The 18799-nt window shown below is 70.0% G+C and carries 16 protein-coding genes; 14 read left to right on the top strand and 2 right to left on the bottom strand.

All coding sequences use genetic code 11. The annotated features are described in order from the left end of the window. Window positions 1-32: 32 nt before the first annotated feature. From IG196_RS26765 to IG196_RS26755, 3 genes are read left to right on the top strand one after another with little or no spacing between them, the layout of a single operon-like run. Window positions 33-1184 (top strand): acyl-CoA dehydrogenase family protein, encoded by a 1152-nt coding sequence (locus IG196_RS26765; protein WP_192193730.1) that lies wholly within the window; start codon window positions 33-35, stop codon window positions 1182-1184. A 14-nt stretch (window positions 1185-1198) separates the two neighbouring features. Next, window positions 1199-1990 carry an enoyl-CoA hydratase/isomerase family protein gene (locus tag IG196_RS26760; RefSeq protein ID WP_101490423.1) on the top strand — a complete coding sequence of 264 codons (792 nt, stop codon included), beginning with the start codon at window positions 1199-1201 and terminating at the stop codon, window positions 1988-1990. 54 nt (window positions 1991-2044) lie between these two features. Then, window positions 2045-2938 carry an SDR family oxidoreductase gene (locus IG196_RS26755; protein WP_192193729.1) on the top strand — a complete coding sequence of 298 codons (894 nt, stop codon included), beginning with the start codon at window positions 2045-2047 and terminating at the stop codon, window positions 2936-2938. A 12-nt stretch (window positions 2939-2950) separates the two neighbouring features. On the opposite strand, the gene IG196_RS26750 is transcribed toward IG196_RS26755, so the two are convergent. After that, the gene (locus tag IG196_RS26750) at window positions 2951-5689 is read right to left on the bottom strand and encodes a LuxR C-terminal-related transcriptional regulator (protein WP_192193728.1); all 2739 of its coding nucleotides are present in this window, start codon (window positions 5687-5689) and stop codon (window positions 2951-2953) included. A gap of 138 nt (window positions 5690-5827) precedes the next feature. On the opposite strand from IG196_RS26750, the gene IG196_RS26745 reads away from it, so the two are divergent. The 6 genes from IG196_RS26745 to IG196_RS26720 all read left to right on the top strand — a co-directional run bounded on the left by IG196_RS26745 (window position 5828) and on the right by IG196_RS26720 (window position 12799). Beyond that, the gene (locus IG196_RS26745) at window positions 5828-7036 is read left to right on the top strand and encodes an acetyl-CoA C-acetyltransferase (protein WP_192193727.1); all 1209 of its coding nucleotides are present in this window, start codon (window positions 5828-5830) and stop codon (window positions 7034-7036) included. Between the two features lie 27 nt (window positions 7037-7063). Next, a complete protein-coding gene (locus IG196_RS26740; RefSeq protein ID WP_192193726.1) occupies window positions 7064-8476 on the top strand; it encodes an enoyl-CoA hydratase-related protein in 1413 nt (470 codons plus the stop codon). After that, window positions 8473-9300 (top strand): acyl-CoA thioesterase, encoded by an 828-nt coding sequence (locus IG196_RS26735; protein ID WP_192193725.1) that lies wholly within the window; start codon window positions 8473-8475, stop codon window positions 9298-9300. The genes IG196_RS26740 and IG196_RS26735 overlap by 4 nt, the downstream gene beginning before the upstream one ends. Continuing rightward, entirely contained in the window at window positions 9297-9713 is a 417-nt protein-coding gene (locus IG196_RS26730) for an EthD domain-containing protein (protein WP_192193724.1), read from the top strand. The genes IG196_RS26735 and IG196_RS26730 overlap by 4 nt, the downstream gene beginning before the upstream one ends. 89 nt (window positions 9714-9802) lie before the next feature. Next, on the top strand, window positions 9803-11953 hold the full coding sequence (fadB, locus tag IG196_RS26725) for a fatty acid oxidation complex subunit alpha FadB (protein ID WP_192193723.1): 2151 nt from the start codon (window positions 9803-9805) through the stop codon (window positions 11951-11953). A 63-nt stretch (window positions 11954-12016) separates the two neighbouring features. Next, entirely contained in the window at window positions 12017-12799 is a 783-nt protein-coding gene (locus IG196_RS26720; RefSeq protein ID WP_192193722.1) for an SDR family NAD(P)-dependent oxidoreductase, read from the top strand. Window positions 12800-12823: 24 nt separating this feature from the next. Here IG196_RS26720 and IG196_RS26715 read toward each other — a convergent pair whose 3' ends face one another. Continuing rightward, window positions 12824-13612, bottom strand: coding sequence for an enoyl-CoA hydratase (locus IG196_RS26715; RefSeq protein ID WP_192193721.1), 789 nt, complete (start codon window positions 13610-13612; stop codon window positions 12824-12826). Between the two features lie 169 nt (window positions 13613-13781). Here IG196_RS26715 and IG196_RS26710 point away from each other — a divergent pair, with 169 nt between their 5' ends. From IG196_RS26710 to IG196_RS26690, 5 genes are all read left to right on the top strand, one after another. Then, window positions 13782-14939: an acyl-CoA dehydrogenase family protein gene (locus IG196_RS26710; protein ID WP_101490415.1), complete on the top strand. Its 1158-nt coding sequence runs from the start codon at window positions 13782-13784 to the stop codon at window positions 14937-14939. Between the two features lie 118 nt (window positions 14940-15057). After that, a complete protein-coding gene (locus IG196_RS26705; RefSeq protein WP_192193720.1) occupies window positions 15058-16236 on the top strand; it encodes an acetyl-CoA C-acetyltransferase in 1179 nt (392 codons plus the stop codon). Between the two features lie 90 nt (window positions 16237-16326). Beyond that, window positions 16327-17148 (top strand): ABC transporter ATP-binding protein, encoded by an 822-nt coding sequence (locus tag IG196_RS26700; protein ID WP_192193719.1) that lies wholly within the window; start codon window positions 16327-16329, stop codon window positions 17146-17148. Continuing rightward, the gene (locus IG196_RS26695; RefSeq protein WP_062478149.1) at window positions 17145-17864 is read left to right on the top strand and encodes an ABC transporter ATP-binding protein; all 720 of its coding nucleotides are present in this window, start codon (window positions 17145-17147) and stop codon (window positions 17862-17864) included. The genes IG196_RS26700 and IG196_RS26695 overlap by 4 nt, the downstream gene beginning before the upstream one ends. Window positions 17865-17877: 13 nt before the next feature. After that, window positions 17878-18750, top strand: a complete 873-nt coding sequence (locus tag IG196_RS26690; protein WP_192193718.1) for a branched-chain amino acid ABC transporter permease — start codon at window positions 17878-17880, stop codon at window positions 18748-18750. The last annotated feature ends 49 nt before the right edge of the window (window positions 18751-18799 follow it).

Raw genomic sequence — 18799 nt, 5'->3', positions numbered from 1 at the left:
CCCCTCATTTCAAGACACTGAAGGACCACCCCATGCCCATCGATTTCCGCCGCTCCTGGAGTGACGAAGAACTGGAGCTGTACCGCGACAACGTGGTGCGTTTCGTCGAAACCGAGATCGTTCCGCACGACGAAGAGGCGCGCAAGCGCGGCCACGTCGGCCACGAGGTGTGGCGCAAGGCCGGCGCCCTCGGCCTGCTGTGTTCCGACATTCCCGAGGCCTACGGCGGCGCCGGCGGCGACTTCCGCCACGAGGCCGTGTTCTATGAAGAGAAGGCGCGCCGCGCACTGAGCGGCATGGCCAGCTCGGTGCACACCATCGTCGCGCACTACTTCTTGAACCACGGCACCGAGGCGCAGAAGCTCAATTACCTGCCGCGCATGGCGCGCGGCGAGCTGGTCGGCGCCATCGCCATGACCGAGCCCGGCGCCGGCTCCGATCTGCAAGGCGTGCGCACGCGCGCCGAGAAGCAGCCCGACGGCAGCTACCGCATCCGCGGCTCCAAGACCTTCATCACCAACGGCTTTCTCGCGGGCGTGGTGCTGGTCGTGGCCAAGACCGACCCGACGCAGGGCGCCAAGGGCACCTCGATCCTCATCGTCGAGACCGAGGGCTGCGAGGGCTACCGCGTGGGCCGCGTGCTCGACAAGATCGGCATGAAGGCGCAGGACACGTCCGAGCTGTTCTTCGACGACGTGCACGTGTCGGCCGATGCGCTGCTCGGCGGCCAGGAAGGGCAGGGCTTCTTCCAGCTCATGAGCGACCTGCCGTACGAGCGCACCATCATCGGCGTGAACGCGCTGGCCACCATGGAAGGCGCCTACCAGGCCACGCTCGACTACGTGCGCGACCGCAAGGCCTTCGGCAAGCCGATCGCCGAGTTCCAGAACACCAAGTTCAAGCTGGCCGAGATCGCCACGCAGATCAAGGTCGGCCGCGCCTTCATCGACCGCTGCGTGGAAGACCTCGTGGCCGGCCGGCTCGACACCGCCACCGCTTCCATGGCCAAGCTCTGGGCCTCCGAGACGCAGGGCCGCGTGGTCGACGAATGCCTGCAGCTCTTCGGCGGCTACGGTTTCATGACCGAGTACATGGTCGCGCGCATGTACGCCGACGGGCGCGTGCAGCGCATCTACGGCGGCACCAACGAGATCATGAAAGAAGTGATCTCGCGCGCGCTTTGAATGCGATCCGCGTCATGAGCGACGTATTGCAGATCGAGCGGCGCGACGGCGTCGCCTGGCTCACGCTGAACCGCCCCGAGCGCCTGAACGCGCTCGACCCGGTGCTGGTGCGCGCGCTGCGCGAGTACTTCGAAGGCCTGAACGCGCGCAGCCCCGAGCGCGTGGTCGTGCTGCAGGGCGCGGGCCGCGCCTTCTGCGCCGGGCTCGACCTGAAGGAGCAGGCGGGCGGCGAAGACCTCGGCGTGGCCGACATGCTCGAACAGCAGAAGGGCATCCGCGACATCATGCTCGCCATGCGGCGCTGCCCGCAGCCCATCGTGTGCGTGGTGCAGGGCGCGGCCAGCGGCGGCGGCTTTGCGCTCGCGCTGGCGTCGGACGTGCGCCTGGCCACGCCCGACGCGCGCATGAACGCGGCCTTCATCCGCATCGGCCTGTCGGCCTGCGACGTCGGCGTGAGCTACTTCCTGCCGCGCATGGTCGGCAGCTCGGTCGCGGCCGAATACATGCTCACCGGCCGCTTCATGGACGCGCAGCGCGCCTACGCGCTGGGCCTCGTGAGCCGCGTCGATGCGCTGCCCGCGCTGCAGGCCGAGGCGCAGGCGCTGGCCGACGACATGCGCAACGCGACGCCCGTGGCGCTGCGCCTCACCAAGGAGGCGCTGGGCCTTGCCGTGGACGCCGGCAGCATGGAAGCGGTCGTCGCCATGGAAGACCGCAACCAGGTGCTGTGCACCCAGACCCGCGATTTCCGCGAAGGCATGACCGCCTTCCTCGAGAAGCGCGCGCCCGTCTACACGGGGCGCTGAGCTTCGTCTTCATCCCGCACGTGTTCGCGTGCATGCAAGCAAGCAAGGATTCCCATGACTCTCGACGACCTGATGTTCAAGCCCGGCCTGCTCGCCGGCCGCCGCTACCTCGTGACCGGCGGCGGCAGCGGCCTGGGCCGCGTGATGAGCGAGGCGCTGCTGCTGCTCGGCGCCGACGTGTACATCTGCGGGCGCCGCGCGCCCGTGCTCGAAGAAACTGCGGCTGAGCTGATGCACCTGCATGGCGGGCGCGTGATCCCCAAGACCTGTGACATCCGCCACGACACGCAGATCACCGAGATGCTCGACGAGATCTGGGCCGACGGCGGAGCACTCGACGGCCTCGTCAACAACGCCGCGGGCAACTTCGTGAGCCGCACCGAAGACCTGTCGCCGCGCGCCTTCGACGCCATCTCGAGCATCGTCTTTCGCGGCAGCTTCTGCATGACGCTCGAATGCGGCAAGCGCTGGCTGGCGGAGGGCAAGGCCGCGTCGGTGCTGTCGATCCTCACGACCTGGGTGTGGAACGGCTCGCCCTTCACCGTGCCCTCGGCCATGTCGAAAGCCGGGCTGCACGCGATGACGCAATCGCTCGCGGTCGAGTGGGCCGGCCGCGGCATCCGCTTCAACGCCATCGCACCGGGCCTGTTCCCCACCGAGGGCATGAGCGCGCGCCTGAACCCCGGCGGCGGCGAGCACAAGGCCGAGCGCAACCCGATGGAACGCAACGGCCGCATGCCCGAGTTGGCCAATCTCGCGGCCTACCTGCTCGGCCCGGGCTCGGAGTACGTCAACGGCCAGACCATCGCCATCGACGGCGCGCAGTTCCAGGCCACGGGCGGGAATTTTTCGCGCATGTCGGAGTGGAAGGACGATGACTGGCAGCGTGCCCGCGAGAACATCGCGGGGCGGGATGCGCAGGACAAGCGGCAGCGGCTGGCGGCTTGACTGGCTGGCTGGTCAGCGAATCACCCCCAGCTTCCGCGCAATCGCCACCGCCTCGGTACGGCGTTTGGCCCCCAGCTTCATGTTGATGTTGCGCAAGTGCGTGCGCACCGTGCTCTCCGACACGAACAGCTTCTCGCCCATCGCATTGTTCGAGTAGCCCTCGGCCAGCAGCTGCAGCACGCGGATTTCCTTGCGCGTGAGCGGCTCCTTGGTCGCATCGCCCGAGGGCGCCTCGGCGTCGATCGGTGAGGGCGGCGGGCCGAGCACCTGCAGCAGCCGTTGCAGGTAGTCGGCCAATATCGGGTCGCTGCGCAGCACAGGTGCCACGGCGCCGGCCTCCTGCTGCATCGCTGCCGCATAGCGGTGCACCAGCGTGCCCACGGACGGGCCCTCGTCGAGGATCAGCCGCACGAAACCTTCCTGGCTCGCGGTCTGCAGCACGGCGCCGATTTCTTCGATGGCGGTGGCGAGGTCGCCTGCGCGTTGCAGCGCCAGCGCGCGCAGCACGCGCAGCTTGAGCGCGCGGCGGTTGCGGTTGGCGGCGACGGCGGCGTGCAGTTCGGCGTCGAGCACGGTGAGGGCCGCGCGCGCGTCGCCGAAGGCGATGTCCCAGCGCGCCTTGGCGAGGGCGAGGTAGTCGAGGTCGTGCGCGGGCAGGCGCTGGCGGCGCTCGCGTTCCCACAGCTCGGGGTCGTCGGCGCGCTGCAGCTCGTCGCGCGAGGCGGGGCCGTTGCCCTGCAGCAGCAGCATGTGCGCACGCTCCAGCTTGGCGCCCGCGACCACGCGCGGCAGCTGGCGGTGGTGGCCCAGGTATTCGAGTTCGGTGAGCGCCTGGAACGCGGCGTCGATGTCGCCCGCGTGGAAGGCGATGCGCGAGCGCATGACGTGGCTCAGGATCATGTGGTCGGGCAGGCCGACGTCGCGCGCCAGCGGCAGGTACACGTTCAGCAGGTGCTCGGCCTGCACCAGCTGGTTGGTCTCGTACACGGCGCCCGCATACAGCACGCCGGCCCAGGCGTTGCCGTGGCTGTGGTTGTACGACACGGCATGCGTCGAATCGACCGCCATGCGCAGCCGCGCGGTGGCCTGGCGCAGCCGGCCTTCGGTGAGGTCGAACAGGCCCGCGAGCGACTCGGTGTACATGCGGTTGAAGGTGCTGTTGCCCTGCTCGCGCCGCGCGGCCTCGAGCAGGCGCTGCGCCTCGCGCTGGTCGCCGCGCACCGCGAGGATGTGGGCCATGGCGTTGAGCAGCACACCCTCGGCAAAGGCCAGCCCGGTGGGCATGCGCGCAAGGCTTTCGCGGCCGGCTTCATACGCGGCGTCGTGCTGGTCTTCCATGGCCAGCAGCAGCGGAATGAGCGTGTGGGCGTTGGCGCGCACCTCGGGAATGGGGCTGTCGAGGCAGCCCGATTGTTCGAGCAGCCGCATCGCGTCCCACGGCCCGTGCGTGAAGCAGGTGGCCCACAGCGCGATGAGCTGCAGGAACGGATGCTCGCGCAGCTGGTGCTCGGGAATCGCCGAAAACCAGCGCGCCAGCATGCGCATGCGGCCCTGTTCGAGGAACTGCTCGGCGTAGCTGTCGAGCAGCGTGAGCGCGTGCGGATGGTCGCCGCCTTCGATGGCGTGGTCGATGGCGGGCACGGGCCGGCCGTGCGATTCGTACCAGCCCGAGGCCGCGAGGTGCAGCCGCGCGAGCTCGTCGGGCCGCTCGCGCGCCAGCTGCGCGCGCAGGAAGTCGGCGAACAGGCTGTGATAGCGCCACGCGCGCACCTCGCCGCCCGCGTCGCCGCTCACGGGCGTGAGGAACAGGTTGGCGGCGGCGAGCTGTTCGAGGATGACGGCGCTGTCGCCGCGCGGGCTGAGCGCCTGGCACACCGACGCGTCGAGCTGACGCAGGATGCTGGTGCGCAACAGAAAGTCGCGAATCTCGGGCGGCTGGTGCGCGAGCACGTCTTCGGCAAGGTAGTCGGCCACGGCGCGGTCGGAGCCCGAGAAGCGTTCGATGAAGCCGGTCTCGATGCCGTGCCGCTCCAGCGCCATCGACGCCAGCCAGATGGCCGCGACCCAGCCTTCGGTCTTGCGGTGCAGCTGCGAAAGCATGTCGGCCGGCAGCGCCTGCGGCGGCTGTGCGGCGGCGTGCGGCGCATGCGCCTGGCGCAGGCCGATGAAGGCGCTGGTTTCTTCCAGCGTGAAGCGCAGGCGGTCGGTGTCGATCTCGATGAGCTGGCCGCGCGCGCGCAACCGGCCCAGGCCCAGGTCGGGCAGGCTGCGCGAGCCGATCACGATCTGGCCGCGCCGCGGCAGGTGCTCGACCAGCTCGCGCACGAGGCCGAGCACGGCGGGTTCCTGCACCACCTCGAAGTCGTCGAGAAAGAGCGTGAAGGGCGAGTCGTGCGCGGCCAGCGCGGCCACGGCGTCGAAGGGCGCGTGGCTGGCGGGCTCGTCCACGCCGATGCGTTGCACGGCTTCGGCCAGGCAGTTGAGAAAGCGCGAGACGTCGTTGTCGGCGCGGTCGAGCGTGAGCCAGGCGGTGGCGATGCCCTGCGCGTCCATGCGCTCGCGGATCTGTGCCATGGCGGTGGTCTTGCCGAAGCCGGCGGGTGCGCGCACCAGAACGAGCTTGACGGTCGCGGCCGCGATTTCTTCGCTGATGGCGGTGCGCGGCACCTGCGTGGCCACGAAGGCCGGCGGGTTGAGCTTGGTCTCGAGAATCCGGAGCGAGGAAGGGGGAACAGGGGCTGGTGCAGGCATCGCGAAGGGGGAGTGAATGCCTGGAAATTCCGTCGCTTCCGACGATTCCGGCAACCGATTCTGCTTCCTAAACTGGCCGCAGACAAACTGAATTCCCCTGCATCCGGTGGCCCTGCGCACCCGGGCAGCGCCTTGCCCATGACCCACGACGTTTTCATCTACGACCACGTGCGAGCCCCGCGCGGCAAGGGCCGCGCCGACGGTGCGCTGCACCCCATCACGCCGGTGCAGCTGGCCACGCAGGTGCTGCAGGCGCTGCGCGAACGCCATGCGCTCGACCCCACGCAGATCGAGGACGTGGGCCTGGGCGTGGTGATGCCCGTGGGCGAGCAGGGCGCCGACATCGCGCGTGTTGCGCTGCTGTCGGCGGGCTACGGCGACAGCGTGGTGGGCTTTCAGCTCAACCGCTTCTGCACCTCGGCGCTCGACACGCTCAAGATGGGCTTCGGCCTCGTCGCCTCGGGCCAGGCCGACGCGGTGATCGGCGGCGGCGTGGAGTCGATGTCGCGCGTTGCCATCGGCAGCGACGGCGGTGCGGTCTACACCGACCCCGCCGTGGGCCAGCGCTACCCCTACATTCCCAACGGCGTGGCGGCCGACCTCATGGCCATGCTCGACGGCGTGGACCGCGAGGCGGTCGATGCCTACGCCATGGAAAGCCAGCGCCGCGCCGCCGTGGCGCAGGCCGAGGGCCGCTTCGACCGCTCGCTCGTGCCCGTGCGCGACCGGCTCGGCCGCACTGTGCTCGCGAAAGACGAGGCCAACCGCCCCGGCACCACGATGGCCGACCTCGCCAAGCTCAAGCCCGCCTTCGCCGGCGCGGCCGCGCAGGGCTACGAAGCCATCCTGCTGCAGCGCTACCCGCAGCTGTCGCACATCGCGCCGATCCACACGGGCGGCAACTCGAGCGGCATCGTCGACGGCGCCTGTGCGGTGCTGTTGGGCAACCGCGACTACGGCACGCGCAACGGCCTCGTGCCGCGCGCGCGCATCGTCGGCAGCGCCTCGTGCGCCGACGAACCGCTGCTGAGCCTGGGCGGCCCGATGCCGGCCACCGAGCGCCTGCTGGCGCGCTGCGGCCTGCGCATCGGCGACATCGACCTGTTCGAGGTCAACGAGGCCTTCTCGGTGGTGCCGATGCGCTATGCGCGGCACTTCGACATCGACCCCGCGCGCATCAACGTGAACGGCGGCGCCATCGCGCTGGGCCACCCGCTGGGCGCAACCGGCGCGATCCTCACGGGCACGCTGCTCGACGAACTGGAGCGGCGCGATGCGGGCCTGGGCCTGGTCACGCTGTGCGCTGCGGCGGGGCAGTCGACCGCGCTGGTGATCGAGCGCGTCTGAGCGCGTCTTCTCTCAAGTTTTTTTCTCATGCATTCCAACATCCGATTCGAGGTCGATGCCGACGGCGTCGCGCTCCTCACCCTCGACGTGCCCGACCGGCCGATGACCGTGTTCACGCCCGGCTTCACGGCCGACCTGCGCGCGGCCGTGGCGCAGATCGCGCAGCGCGCCGACGTGCGCGGTGCGGTCATCACCTCGGGCAAGGCCAGCGGCTTCATGGCCGGGGCCGATCTCAAGGACCTCGTGGGCTTTCATGCGACAGGTGGCAGCGCGGCCGATGCCGCCGAGGCCATCGCGCCCGGCGGTCGCGTGCTGCGCGAGCTGGAGCGCTGCGGCAAGCCCGTGGCGGTGGCGATCAACGGCGTGGCGCTGGGCGGCGGTTTCGAACTCGCGCTGGCCTGCCATTACCGCGTGCTGCTCGACGAACCGCGCGCGGTGGTCGGTCTGCCCGAGGTCACGGTCGGCCTGCTGCCTGTGGGCGGCGGCACGCAGCGGCTGCCGCGCCTCGTCGGCATTGCGCGCGCGCTGCCGCTGCTGCTGTCGGGCCAGCACGTGGCACCGGCCGAGGCGCTGGCGCTGGGCATGGTCGATGCGCTCGCGCCGGCCGACCAGCTCGTGCAAGTCGCGCGCCGCTGGGTGCTCGACCACCCCGACGCCGGCCAGCAGCCATGGGACGTGAAAGGCTTCAAGGTGCCGGGCGGCGCGGGCGCACTGGCGCCGCACGCAGGCGCGAGCTTCGGCGCCACGCTGGCGCAGGTGCGGCGCGACACGCACGACAACCTGCCGGCGCCGCTGGCCATCCTGTCGGCCGTGTACGAAGGCACGCAGCTGCCGATGGACGCGGGCCTGGCGGTCGAAGCGCAGTGCTTCGGTCCCTTGCTGGCCGGACCGGTGGCACGGAACCTGATGCGCACGCTGTTCGTGAACCGGGGCGCAGCGCTGCGGCGCAAGGGTGACTTGAGCGCGGTCAACACCGCGTATGTCGAACGGCTGCGGCAGCTGTACCGCAGTGAAGGGCAAGCGCTGTTGAGCGAAGGCGTGTCGCCCGCGTTGATCGTGAATGCCGCGTGCCAAGCCGGGCTGGGCGAAAGCCCGCTGACCGCTGAAGCCACAGTGACACAAGCCGCCGCATCGCAGCCCGACGCACGCGCCGTGGGCGAACGCCTGCTGTCGCTGCTCGCGCTCGAAGCGGCACGTTGCCTCGAAGAAGGCGTGCTGAAGCAGCCGGTCGAAGCCGACCTCGGCGCGGTGCTCGCATTGGGCTACCCCGACTGGACCGGCGGCACGCTCTCGTACATCGAAACCGTCGGCCTCGCCGCGTTCGTCGCGCGCTGCGATGCACTCGCAGAGCGCCACGGCGAGCGATTCAAGCCCGCGGCTGCGTTGCGCGAGCGCGCGCAATCGAACGGGCTCTTCTATCCCGTGGAGCAGGCCGCGTGACCACAGGCCGCGCGGAAGCGTTGCAGTCGCTGGTCGCGCAGCTGCAGCTCGAACAGCTCGAGAAAAACCTGTTCCGCGGCACCAGCACCGACATCGGCGCGCCCGCCGTCTTCGGCGGCCAGGTGCTTGGGCAGGCGCTGATGGCGGCGGCGCGCACGGTCGACGGGCACGCGGCGCATTCGCTGCACGGCTACTTTTTGCGCGCCGGCGACAAGGCCGCGCCGATCGTCTACGACGTCGACCGCATCCGCGACGGCGCGAGCTTCACCACGCGGCGCGTGGTCGCCATCCAGCATGGTGAGCCGATCTTCCACATGTCGGCCTCGTTCCATCGGCGCGAGGAGGGCGTGTCGCACCAGTGCGCCATGCCTGAGGCGCCGCCGCCTGATGCGCTCACGCCGCGCGCCGGTTCGCGCGTGCGCGTCGAAGGGCCGATCGAGTTCCGCTACGTCGATCCGCGCGATCCGGTCACGGCCGGCCCGCGCCCGCCGCAGAGCCAGCTCTGGCTGCGCACCGCCGACGTGCTGCCCGACGACCCGCTGCTGCACCAGGCGATGCTGGCCTATGCCTCCGACTACAGCTTCATGGGCGTGGCGATGCAGCCGCACGGCCTGGCGTTTCAGCAACCGGGCGTGCAGGGCGTGAGCCTGGACCACGCGATGTGGTTCCACCGCGATTTCCGCTGCGACGACTGGCTGCTGTACGACGCCGATTCGCCCTCGGCCGAGCATGCGCGCGGCTTCTGCCGCGGTGCGCTGTTCGACCGCGCCGGCCGGCTCGTGGCTTCGGTCGCGCAGGAAGGCCTGATCCGAGTGCGCCGATGATCAAGCTCGTCTTCTGCCTGCGGCGGTTGCCGCACCTGGACCGCGCGCAGTTCCAGCACCACTGGCGCAACGTGCATGCACCACTCGTGGCTGAACGTGCCGAGGTGCTCGGCCTGCGGCGCTACGTGCAGTCGCACACGCTCGACGATGAGTTGGTGCAGCCGCTGGCCGTGCCGCGCGGCAGCCCGGCGCCCTTCGACGGCGTGGCCGAGCTGTGGTGGGACAGCCTCGAAGCGCGCACCGGTGCGCGGCGCGAAGAAGCCCGCCGCGCGAGCGCCGAGCTGCTCGCGGACGAGCGTCGCTTCATCGACCTGGCCGCCTCGCCGATCTTCTTCACCGACGAGTTCGCCGTGGTCGGCGACCCTGCCGCCGAGGCGGTGCGCGACTACCTGCAGGCGCGCGGCCGCCTGTAATCGTCGCTTCGGACGATGCCTGCGCGCAGGGCGCGTCCCTAAACTTTTTCCCACAGGCTGGCGCGTCGCCGGCCGCGAGGAGACCCCCTTTGTTCCAAGGCGAAAGTATCGAAGTCCTGCCGTTGCAGGACGGGCTGGTGGAGCTGCGCTTCGACCGGCGCGGCGAGGCCATCAACAAGCTCGACGCACGCACGGTCGACGAGTTCCGCCAGGCCACCGAACGCATCGCTGCCTCGCCGGATGTGCGCGGCGTGCTGGTGACGAGCGCGAAAGACGTGTTCATCGTCGGCGCCGACATCACCGAGTTCGGCGCCACCTTCCAGCAGGCCGAGGCCGACATCGCGCGCGGCGTGCGCGCCAGCAACGAGCTGTTCAACGCCTTCGAGGACCTGGCCGTGCCCAGCGTGGTCGCCATCAACGGCTTCGCGCTCGGCGGCGGGCTGGAGCTGGCGATGCTCGCGCCGCTGCGCGTGATGGCCGACACGGCCCAGGTCGGCGTGCCCGAAGTGAAACTGGGCCTGTTCCCCGGCTTCGGCGGCACGGTGCGGCTGTCGCGCCTGGCAGGCCTGGCCACGGCCATCGACTGGGTGGCGAGCGGCAAGCCGGCCAAGGCGCCGGCTGCGCTGGCCGCGGGCGTGACCGACGAGGTCGCGGCGCCCGACGCCCTGCGCGACCGCGCGCTCGCGTTGCTGCAACGTGCGGTGCGCGGCGAGATCGACTGGCAGGCCGCGCAGCAACGCAAGCGCGCGCCGCTGGCGCTGTCGGCGCAAGAGGCGGGTGCGTTGGTCGAGACTGCGCGCACGCAGGTGGCGGCGCGCAGCGGCAAGCACCAGCCCGCGGCCGTCATCGCGCTCGAAATGATGGCCGAGGCCGCAGGCCGCGACCGCGCGGGCGCGCTCGACCTCGAGTCGGCCGCCTTCGGCCGCGTCGCGAAGACGCAGGCCGCCGCCTCGCTGGTGCAGGCCTTCCTCAACGACCAGGCGCTCAAGAAGCTCTTCAAGCGCCATGCGCGCGAAGGCCGTCCGGTGAAGCAGGCGGCCGTGCTCGGCGCCGGCATCATGGGCGGCGGCATCGCCTACACCAGCGCACTGCGCGGCACGCCGGTGCGCATGAAGGACATCGCGCAGCCGCAGCTCGACCTGGGCATGGCCGAGGCCGGCAAGCAGCTTGCCAAGCAGGTGAAGAACGGCCGGCTCGCGCAGGAAAAAGCCGATGCCATCCAGGCGTCGATCGTGCCGCAGCTCGACGAGGCCGGCTTCGACACGGTGGACTGCGTGGTCGAGGCCGTGGTCGAGAACCTCGAGGTCAAGCGCAAGGTGCTGGCCGCGCTGGAAGGCAGCGTCAAGCCCGGCACCGTGATCGCCTCGAACACCTCGAGCCTGCGCATCGACGACATCGCCCAGCCGCTCGCGCGCCCTGAAGACTTTGTCGGCATGCACTTCTTCAACCCCGTGCCGGTGATGCAGCTGGTGGAAGTGATTCAGGGCGCGAAGACGAGCAACGCGGCCGTGTCCACCGCCGTGGGCTATGCCGTGGCGATGGGCAAGACGCCCATCGTGGTGAAGGACTGCCCGGGCTTTCTCGTCAACCGCATCCTCACGCCGTACATCAACGCCTTCGTGCAGCTGGTGGCCGATGGCGCCGACTTCGAGGCCGTCGACCGCGCGATGGAAGCCTTCGGCTGGCCCATGGGCCCGGCCTATCTGCAGGACGTGGTGGGCATGGACGTGGGCGCGCACGTGGGCGACGTGATTGCCGCGGGCTACCCGCAGCGCATGCCGGCCCTGGCGCGCAATGCCGTGAAGCTGATGGTGGCGAACAAGCGCTACGGCCAGAAGAGCGGCGCCGGCTTCTACCGCTACGAGAACGACCCCACGGGCCGCCCGCGCAAGTCCGCCGCGCCCGAGGCGCATGCGCTGGTCGCCACGCTGCAGCCGCAGGGCCGGCGCGACTTCGCCGATGCGGAGATCGTCGAACGCATGATGCTGCCGATGGTCGTCGAGGCTGCGCACGCGCTCGAAGACGGCGTGGTCGCCACGCCGGCCGAGCTCGACATGGCGCTGCTGCTCGGCGTGGGCTTCCCCGCCTATGCCGGCGGCGCGCTCAAGTACGCCGACTGGCTCGGGCTGGACCGCGTCGTGGCGCTGTGCGACAAACATGCGGCGCTCGGCGCGCCGTATGTGCCGACGGCGCGCATGCGCGAGATGGCAGCGCAGAAGCTGCGCTACTACCCGGTCTGAACGGCAGGCGTTTCGTTTTTCATTTTTCTCTTTCTCTCTCTCACTATCCAAGGACAACAAGAGATGCAACTCGATTCCAGCATTGCCGCCGTCGTCACGGGCGGCGCCTCGGGCCTCGGGGCCGCCACCGCACGTCGCTTGGCCAGCCACGGCGTGAAGGTCGCGCTGTTCGACCTCAACGTGGAGCAGGGCGAGGCCCTCGCCAAGGAACTGGGCGGCGTGTTCTGCAAGGTCGACGTGACCTCCGAGGAGCAGGTCGACGCGGCCTTCGCCAAGGCGCGTGCCGCGCACGGCCAGGAGCGCGTGCTGGTCAACTGCGCCGGCACCGGCAACGCGGTGAAGACCGCGAGCCGCGACAAGGCCTCGGGCGAGATCAAGCACTTTCCGCTCGCCAACTTCGACCGCATCATCCAGATCAACCTCGTGGGCACCTTCCGCTGCATCGCCAAGTCGGCGGCCGGCATGCTCACGCTCGACGCACTGGAAGACGGCGAGCGCGGCGCGATCGTCAACACGGCCTCGGTCGCGGCGCAAGACGGCCAGATGGGCCAGGCCGCCTACACGGCCTCGAAGGCCGGTATCGTCGGCATGACGCTGCCCATTGCGCGCGACCTCATGGGCGAGGGTATCCGCGTGAACACCATCCTGCCGGGCATCTTCAACACGCCGCTGCTGCAGGGGGCGCCCGACAACGTGAAGGCCGCATTGGCTGCGTCGGTGCCGTTCCCCAAGCGCCTGGGCAACCCGGCCGAGTACGCGACGCTGGCCGAGCTGATGATCACCAACGGCTACTTCAATGGCGAGAGCGTGCGGCTGGACGGCGCGATCCGGATGGCGCCGCGCTGACGCCAGGGCGCAGAAGGGCCATCGTCAGCCCTTCTGCGCACGCCCCCGCGCCTGCACCGCCTCGCGCCGCGCGCGCAGCACCTCGGGCGTGAGCGACGCGGCCCACTCGCGCGTGGCGGCCTGCTCCAGCGCCATGCCTTCGGCAAAGCTGCGCGCATGGCCGTCGTCGATCAGGCGCTTGTAGACCGGCAGCATCTCGGGCAGCGCGCTCGCGATGTCGGCGGCCAGCGCGAGCGCTTCGGGCATCAGTTGTTCGGGCGTCGTCACGCGGTTGACCAGCCCCCAGCGCTCGGCCTGCTCGGCACCGACGAAGTTGCCGCTGAAGGCCATCTCTTTTGCACGCGCAATGCCGATGAGCCGCGACAGCCGCTGCGACAGCCCCCAGCCCGGGATCACGCCGATGCGCGCGTGGGTGTCGGCAAAGCGCGCCTCGCTCGACGCGATCAGCAGGTCGCAGGCCAGCGCGACCTCGAGGCCACCCGTGAGGGCCGCGCCGTTCACGGCGCCGATCACCGGGCGCGGAAAGTTCGCGAGCGCGGTGGCGACGTCGGTGCCGGCGTCGCCGGTGATGGCGCCCGGGTCGATCTCGCGCAGGTCGAGGCCGGCGCAGAAGGCGCGGCCCGCGCCGGTGACGATGAGCACGCGCACGCTGTCGTCCTGCGCGAGCGTGTCGAGCGCACGCACCAGCGCGCGCCGCAGCGCGAGCGACAGGGCGTTCATCGCTTGCGGGCGGTTCAGCGTGAGGCAGGCGCAGCCGTCCTGCGGGCGCGTGAGCAGGAGGATGGTGTCGTCGTCGGTTGCAGGTGTGTTCATGGCGTGTCAGTGTTGGGCGCAGGCCGTGCCGCGGCATCGTCGGAACGGACGAATCCGGCGGCCTTGTCCCGCTCACGACTCGAAACCCGCGCCCGCATCGGCACCATGCGCCGCATTGTCTTCAATCCACCGTCCTTGAATCCACTGAGAGAAAGAAGGAGCGTCCCCCATGGACTTCAGCCTCACCCCGGCCCAGCTCGACCTGCAGGAACGAACGCGCCGCTTCATCGCCGAGGAAGTGATGCCGCTCGAATCCGACCCCCGGCAGGATTCGCACGGCCCCGCCGAGGCGCTGCGCGACGAACTCGTGGCGCGCGCACGCCGCGCCGGCCTGCTCACGCCACATGCGTCGAAGGAGCACGGCGGGCTGGGCCTGTCGCACATCGACAAGGCCATCGTGTTCGAGGAGGCGGGCTACTCGCCGCTCGGCCCGGTGGCGCTCAACATCCACGCGCCCGACGAAGGCAACGTGCACCTGATGGAAGTGGTGGCCACGCCGGCGCAGAAGGCACGCTGGCTGCAGCCGCTCATCGACGGCCATGTGCGCTCCTGCTTCTGCATGACCGAGCCGCCGCCCGGCGCCGGCTCCGATCCGTCGATGATGCAGACCGTGGCCGTGCGCGACGGCGACCACTACGTGATCACCGGGCGCAAGTGGTTCATCACCGGCGCCACCGGCGCGGGCTTCGCGATCATCATGGCGCGAATGGAAGACGGGTCGTCGACCATGTTCCTGGCCGACATGAACCAGCCCGAGATCGTGATCGAGCGGCAGATCGACGCGCTCGACAGCTGCTTCACCGGCGGCCACGGCGTGGTGCGCTTCGACGGCCTGCGCGTGCCCGCCGCCGACGTGCTGGGCGCCATTGGCGAGGGCTTTCGCTACGCGCAGGTGCGGCTGGCGCCCGCGCGCCTCACGCACTGCATGCGCTGGCTCGGCGCCGCACGCCGCGTGCACGAACTCGCCACCGACTACGCCCGCCGCCGCCAGGCCTTCGGCCATGCGCTGGTGGAGCACGAGGGCGTGGGTTTCATGCTGGCCGACAACGACATGGACCTGCATGTCTCGCGCCTGACGATCTGGCATTGCGCGTGGGTGCTCGACCAGGGCGGCAAGGGCCGGCACGAGTCGAGCGTGGCCAAGGTGCTGTGCTCGGAGGCCGAGTGGCGCGTGGTCGACCGCTCGGTGCAGATCCTCGGCGCGAGCGGCGTGTCGGACGAAACCGTGGCCGCGCGCATCTTCCGCGACATGCGGGCCTTCAGGATCTACGACGGCCCATCGGAAGTGCACCGCTGGAGCATGGCCAAGCGCCTCGCGAAGGCCTGAGAGCTAAGGGGCGCAAGGCGCCGCCGCCCAAAATCGTCGGTTCCGACGACGCTGTGCGGCGGCGCGGCGCCAACAATGCGCTGGACTGTCGAACCGAACCCATCACCGGAGATTTCACATGCCCGAAGCCTATATCGTCGCCGCCGCGCGCACCGCCGGAGGCCGCCGCAACGGCCGCCTCGCCGGATGGCACCCGGCCGACCTGGCCGCCCAGGTGCTCAACGCGCTCGTGGCGCGCACCGACGCCGACCCCGCGCTGATCGAAGACGTCATCATGGGCTGCGTCGGCCAGGCCGGCGAGCAGGCCTCGAACATTGCGCGCAACGCGGTGCTGGCCTCGCGCCTGCCCGAGTCGGTGCCCGCCACCTCGGTCGACCGCCAGTGCGGTTCGTCGCAGCAGGCGCTGCATTTCGCGGCGCAGGCCGTCATGTCGGGCACGATGGACATCGTGATCGCCGCCGGCGTCGAGAGCATGAGCCGCGTGCCCATGGGCCTGCCCACCACGCTGCCGCTGAAGAACAACCTGGGCTTCTACGTGAGCCCCGGCATGGAAAAGCGCTACCCCGGCATCCAGTTCAGCCAGTTCACGGGCGCCGAGATGATCGCCCGCAACTACGGCATCGAGAAAGATGCGCTCGACCGCTACGCACTCGAAAGCCACCACCGCGCCATCGCCGCCACGAAGGCCGGCCACTTCGAGCGCGAGATCGTGCCCGTGGCCGTGCGCATGGCCGACGGCACCGAGACCGGCGAGCTGCACACCACCGACGAAGGCATCCGCTACGACGCCACGCTGGAGAGCATCGCCGGCGTCAAGCTCATCGCAGAAGGCGGGCGCTGCACCGCGGCCACCGCCAGCCAGATCTGCGACGGCGCCAGCGGCCTCATGGTCGTGAACGAGCGCGGCCTGAAGACGCTGGGCGTGAAGCCGCTGGCGCGCATCCACCACATGAGCGTGCTGGGCCACGACCCGGTCATCATGCTCGAGGCCCCGCTGCCCGCCACGCAGCGCGCGCTGCAAAAGGCCGGCATGAAGATCGAGGACATCGACCTGTACGAAGTCAACGAAGCCTTCGCGCCCGTGCCCATCGCCTGGCTGAAGGCACTGGGCGCCGACCCGGCCCGCATCAACGTGAACGGCGGCGCCATTGCGCTGGGCCACCCGCTCGGCGCCTCGGGCACCAAGCTGATGACCACGCTGGTGAACGCCCTGGGTCAGCGCGGCAAGCGCTACGGCCTGCAGACGATGTGTGAAGGCGGCGGCATGGCCAACGTGACCATCGTAGAGCGGCTCTGACGAAGCCGGGCGGCCCTTGCGCCGCCACCTGGCAGCGCCCGCGGGGGCGGCGCTGACCTTTTCCGTTCCCTCACAAAAAGAGATCGACGCATGATTCATGACAACGATCGCGGAGACAAGAAGAACACCCCCCTGTTGCGCATCGACGCGGTGTCGGTGCGCTTCGGCGGCATCGTGGCGCTCGACGGCGTCTCGTTCGACGTGCGGCGGGGCCAGATCTGCGGCCTCATCGGACCGAACGGGGCGGGCAAGAGCACGCTGTTCAACTGTCTCTCGCGCCTGTACGAGTGCAGCGCCGGCCGCATCGAGTTCGACGGCCATCCGCTCACGCGCCTGCCGCGCCACCGCATGGCGGGCCTGGGCATCGGGCGCACCTTCCAGAACCTGGCGCTGTTTCGCACGATGACCGTGCGCGACAACGTGCTGGTGGGTTGCCACAGCAAGCACCACGCGGGCTTTCTGCGCAACGCCTTCCGGCTGCCCGGCGTGGCGGCCATCGAGTCGCAGGCGCGGGCACGGGCCGACCAGCTGATCCACTTTCTCGACCTCGAGGCCGTGGCCGAGCGCGAAGTGGCCGACCTGCCTTTCGGCACGCAGAAGCGCGTCGAGCTGGCACGCGCGCTGGCGGCCGAGCCGCAGTTGCTGCTGCTCGACGAGCCAGCCTGCGGCCTGAACCACGAAGAGCTCGAAAGCCTGGGCACGCTGATCCGCGACATCCGCGACCGCCTGAACGTGACGGTGCTGCTGGTCGAGCACCACATGAGCCTTGTGATGGGCGTGTCGGACCAGGTGGTGGCGCTCAACTTCGGCAAGAAGATCGCCGAGGGCACGCCGGCCGAGGTGCGCGCGCACCCCGAGGTGATCCGCGCCTACCTGGGTGAAGAGGAAGAAGAAGCGGAGGCGATGGCATGACGACGAACATTCTCGAAGTGCGCGGACTGCACGCCGCCTACGGACCGACGCGCGTGCTGCAAGGCATCGACCTCGACATTCCCACGGGCCAGGTCGTGGCGCTGCTGGGCGCCAACGGCGCCGGCAAGACCACGACGCTGCGCGCGCTGTGCCAGATGATGGTGAGCACCGAGGGCCGCATCATGCTGGCCGGCCAGCGCATCGACGGCCGCTCGACCGAGCAGATCGCCAAGGCCGGCGTGGGCCATGTGCCCGACGGGCGCGGCACCTTCCTGGGCCTCACGACCGAAGAGAACCTGCGGCTGGGCGCCTACGCCCGCGCGAGCAGGGACGGCATCGACGCCGACATGGAGCGCGTGTTCGGCTACTTCCCGCGCCTGCGAGAGCGCCGCGCCCAACAGGCCGGCACGCTGTCGGGCGGAGAGCAGCAGATGCTCGCCATCGGCCGCGCGCTCATGGGCAAGCCGCGCCTGCTGCTGCTCGACGAGCCGTCCTTCGGACTCGCGCCGCTCATCGTGAAGGACATCTTCTCGATCATGCGGCGCATCAACAAGGAAGAGCGCGTGTCGATTCTTCTGGTGGAGCAGAACGCCAAGCTCGCGCTCGACCTGGCCGACTCGGCCTACCTCCTGGAAACCGGCCGCATCGTGCTCTCGGGCACGGCCGCCGAGATCCGCCGCAACGACGCCGTGCGCAAAGCGTACCTGGGCGAATAAGGGCCTCACACCGATGAACGCATTCCTGCACCAACTGCTGGCGGGCCTGGCCACCGGCGGCATCTACGCCAGCGTTGCGCTGGCGCTGGTGATGATCTACCAGGCCACGCACCACATCAACTTCGCGCAGGGCGAGATGGCGATGTTCTCGACCTTCATCGCCTGGAGCCTCATGCAGGCCGGCCTGCCGTACTGGGCCGCCTTCGTCGCGACGGTGGCCTTGTCCTTCGTGCTCGCGGCCGTGGTGGAGTTCACCGTCATCCGGCCCATGCACGACAAGCCGGCGCTGTCGGTGGTGGTGGTGTTCATCGGCCTGCTGGTGATCTTCCACAGCCTGGCGGGCTGGCTCTTCGGCTACACCATCAAGCAGTTCCCGAGCCCGTTCCCGTCGGACGCGTGGTTCGGCAGCGCCATGATGTCGGCGCACGAGATGGGCGCCATCGGCGTCACGCTGCTGGTGGTGGTGGTGCTGTTCGCGTTCTTCCGCTTCACACCGCTGGGCCTGGCGATGCGTGCCGCGGCGCAGAACGCGGCCTCGTCGCGGCTCGTGGGCATCAACGTCGGACGCATGCTGATGCTGGGCTGGGGCCTGGCCGGTGCCATCGGCGCGGTGGCCGGGATGATGGTCGCGCCTGTGGTCTTTCTCGATCCGCACATGATGACCGGCGTGCTGCTCTACGCCTTTGCCGGCGCACTCATCGGCGGCATCGACAGCCCCGTGGGCGCGGTGCTCGGCGGCTTCATCGTCGGCGTGCTCGAGAACCTCATCGGCACCTACGTGGTGGGCACCGAACTCAAGCTGTCGGTGGCGCTGGTGTTGATCGTCGGCGTGCTCATCGTCAAGCCCTCCGGCCTCATGGGCCGCAAACTGGTCACGAGAGTCTGATCGCATGAACTCCCCTCAAGCCTCCTCCTTGCCGACCGCCATGGCACCG

The sequence above is a fragment of the Variovorax sp. 38R genome (genome assembly GCF_014843395.1).
GTDB lineage: Bacteria > Pseudomonadota > Gammaproteobacteria > Burkholderiales > Burkholderiaceae_C > Variovorax > Variovorax paradoxus_H.
The sequence above is the reverse complement of the archived record's forward strand: the minus strand, read 5'-3'. Positions and strand labels throughout refer to the sequence as shown.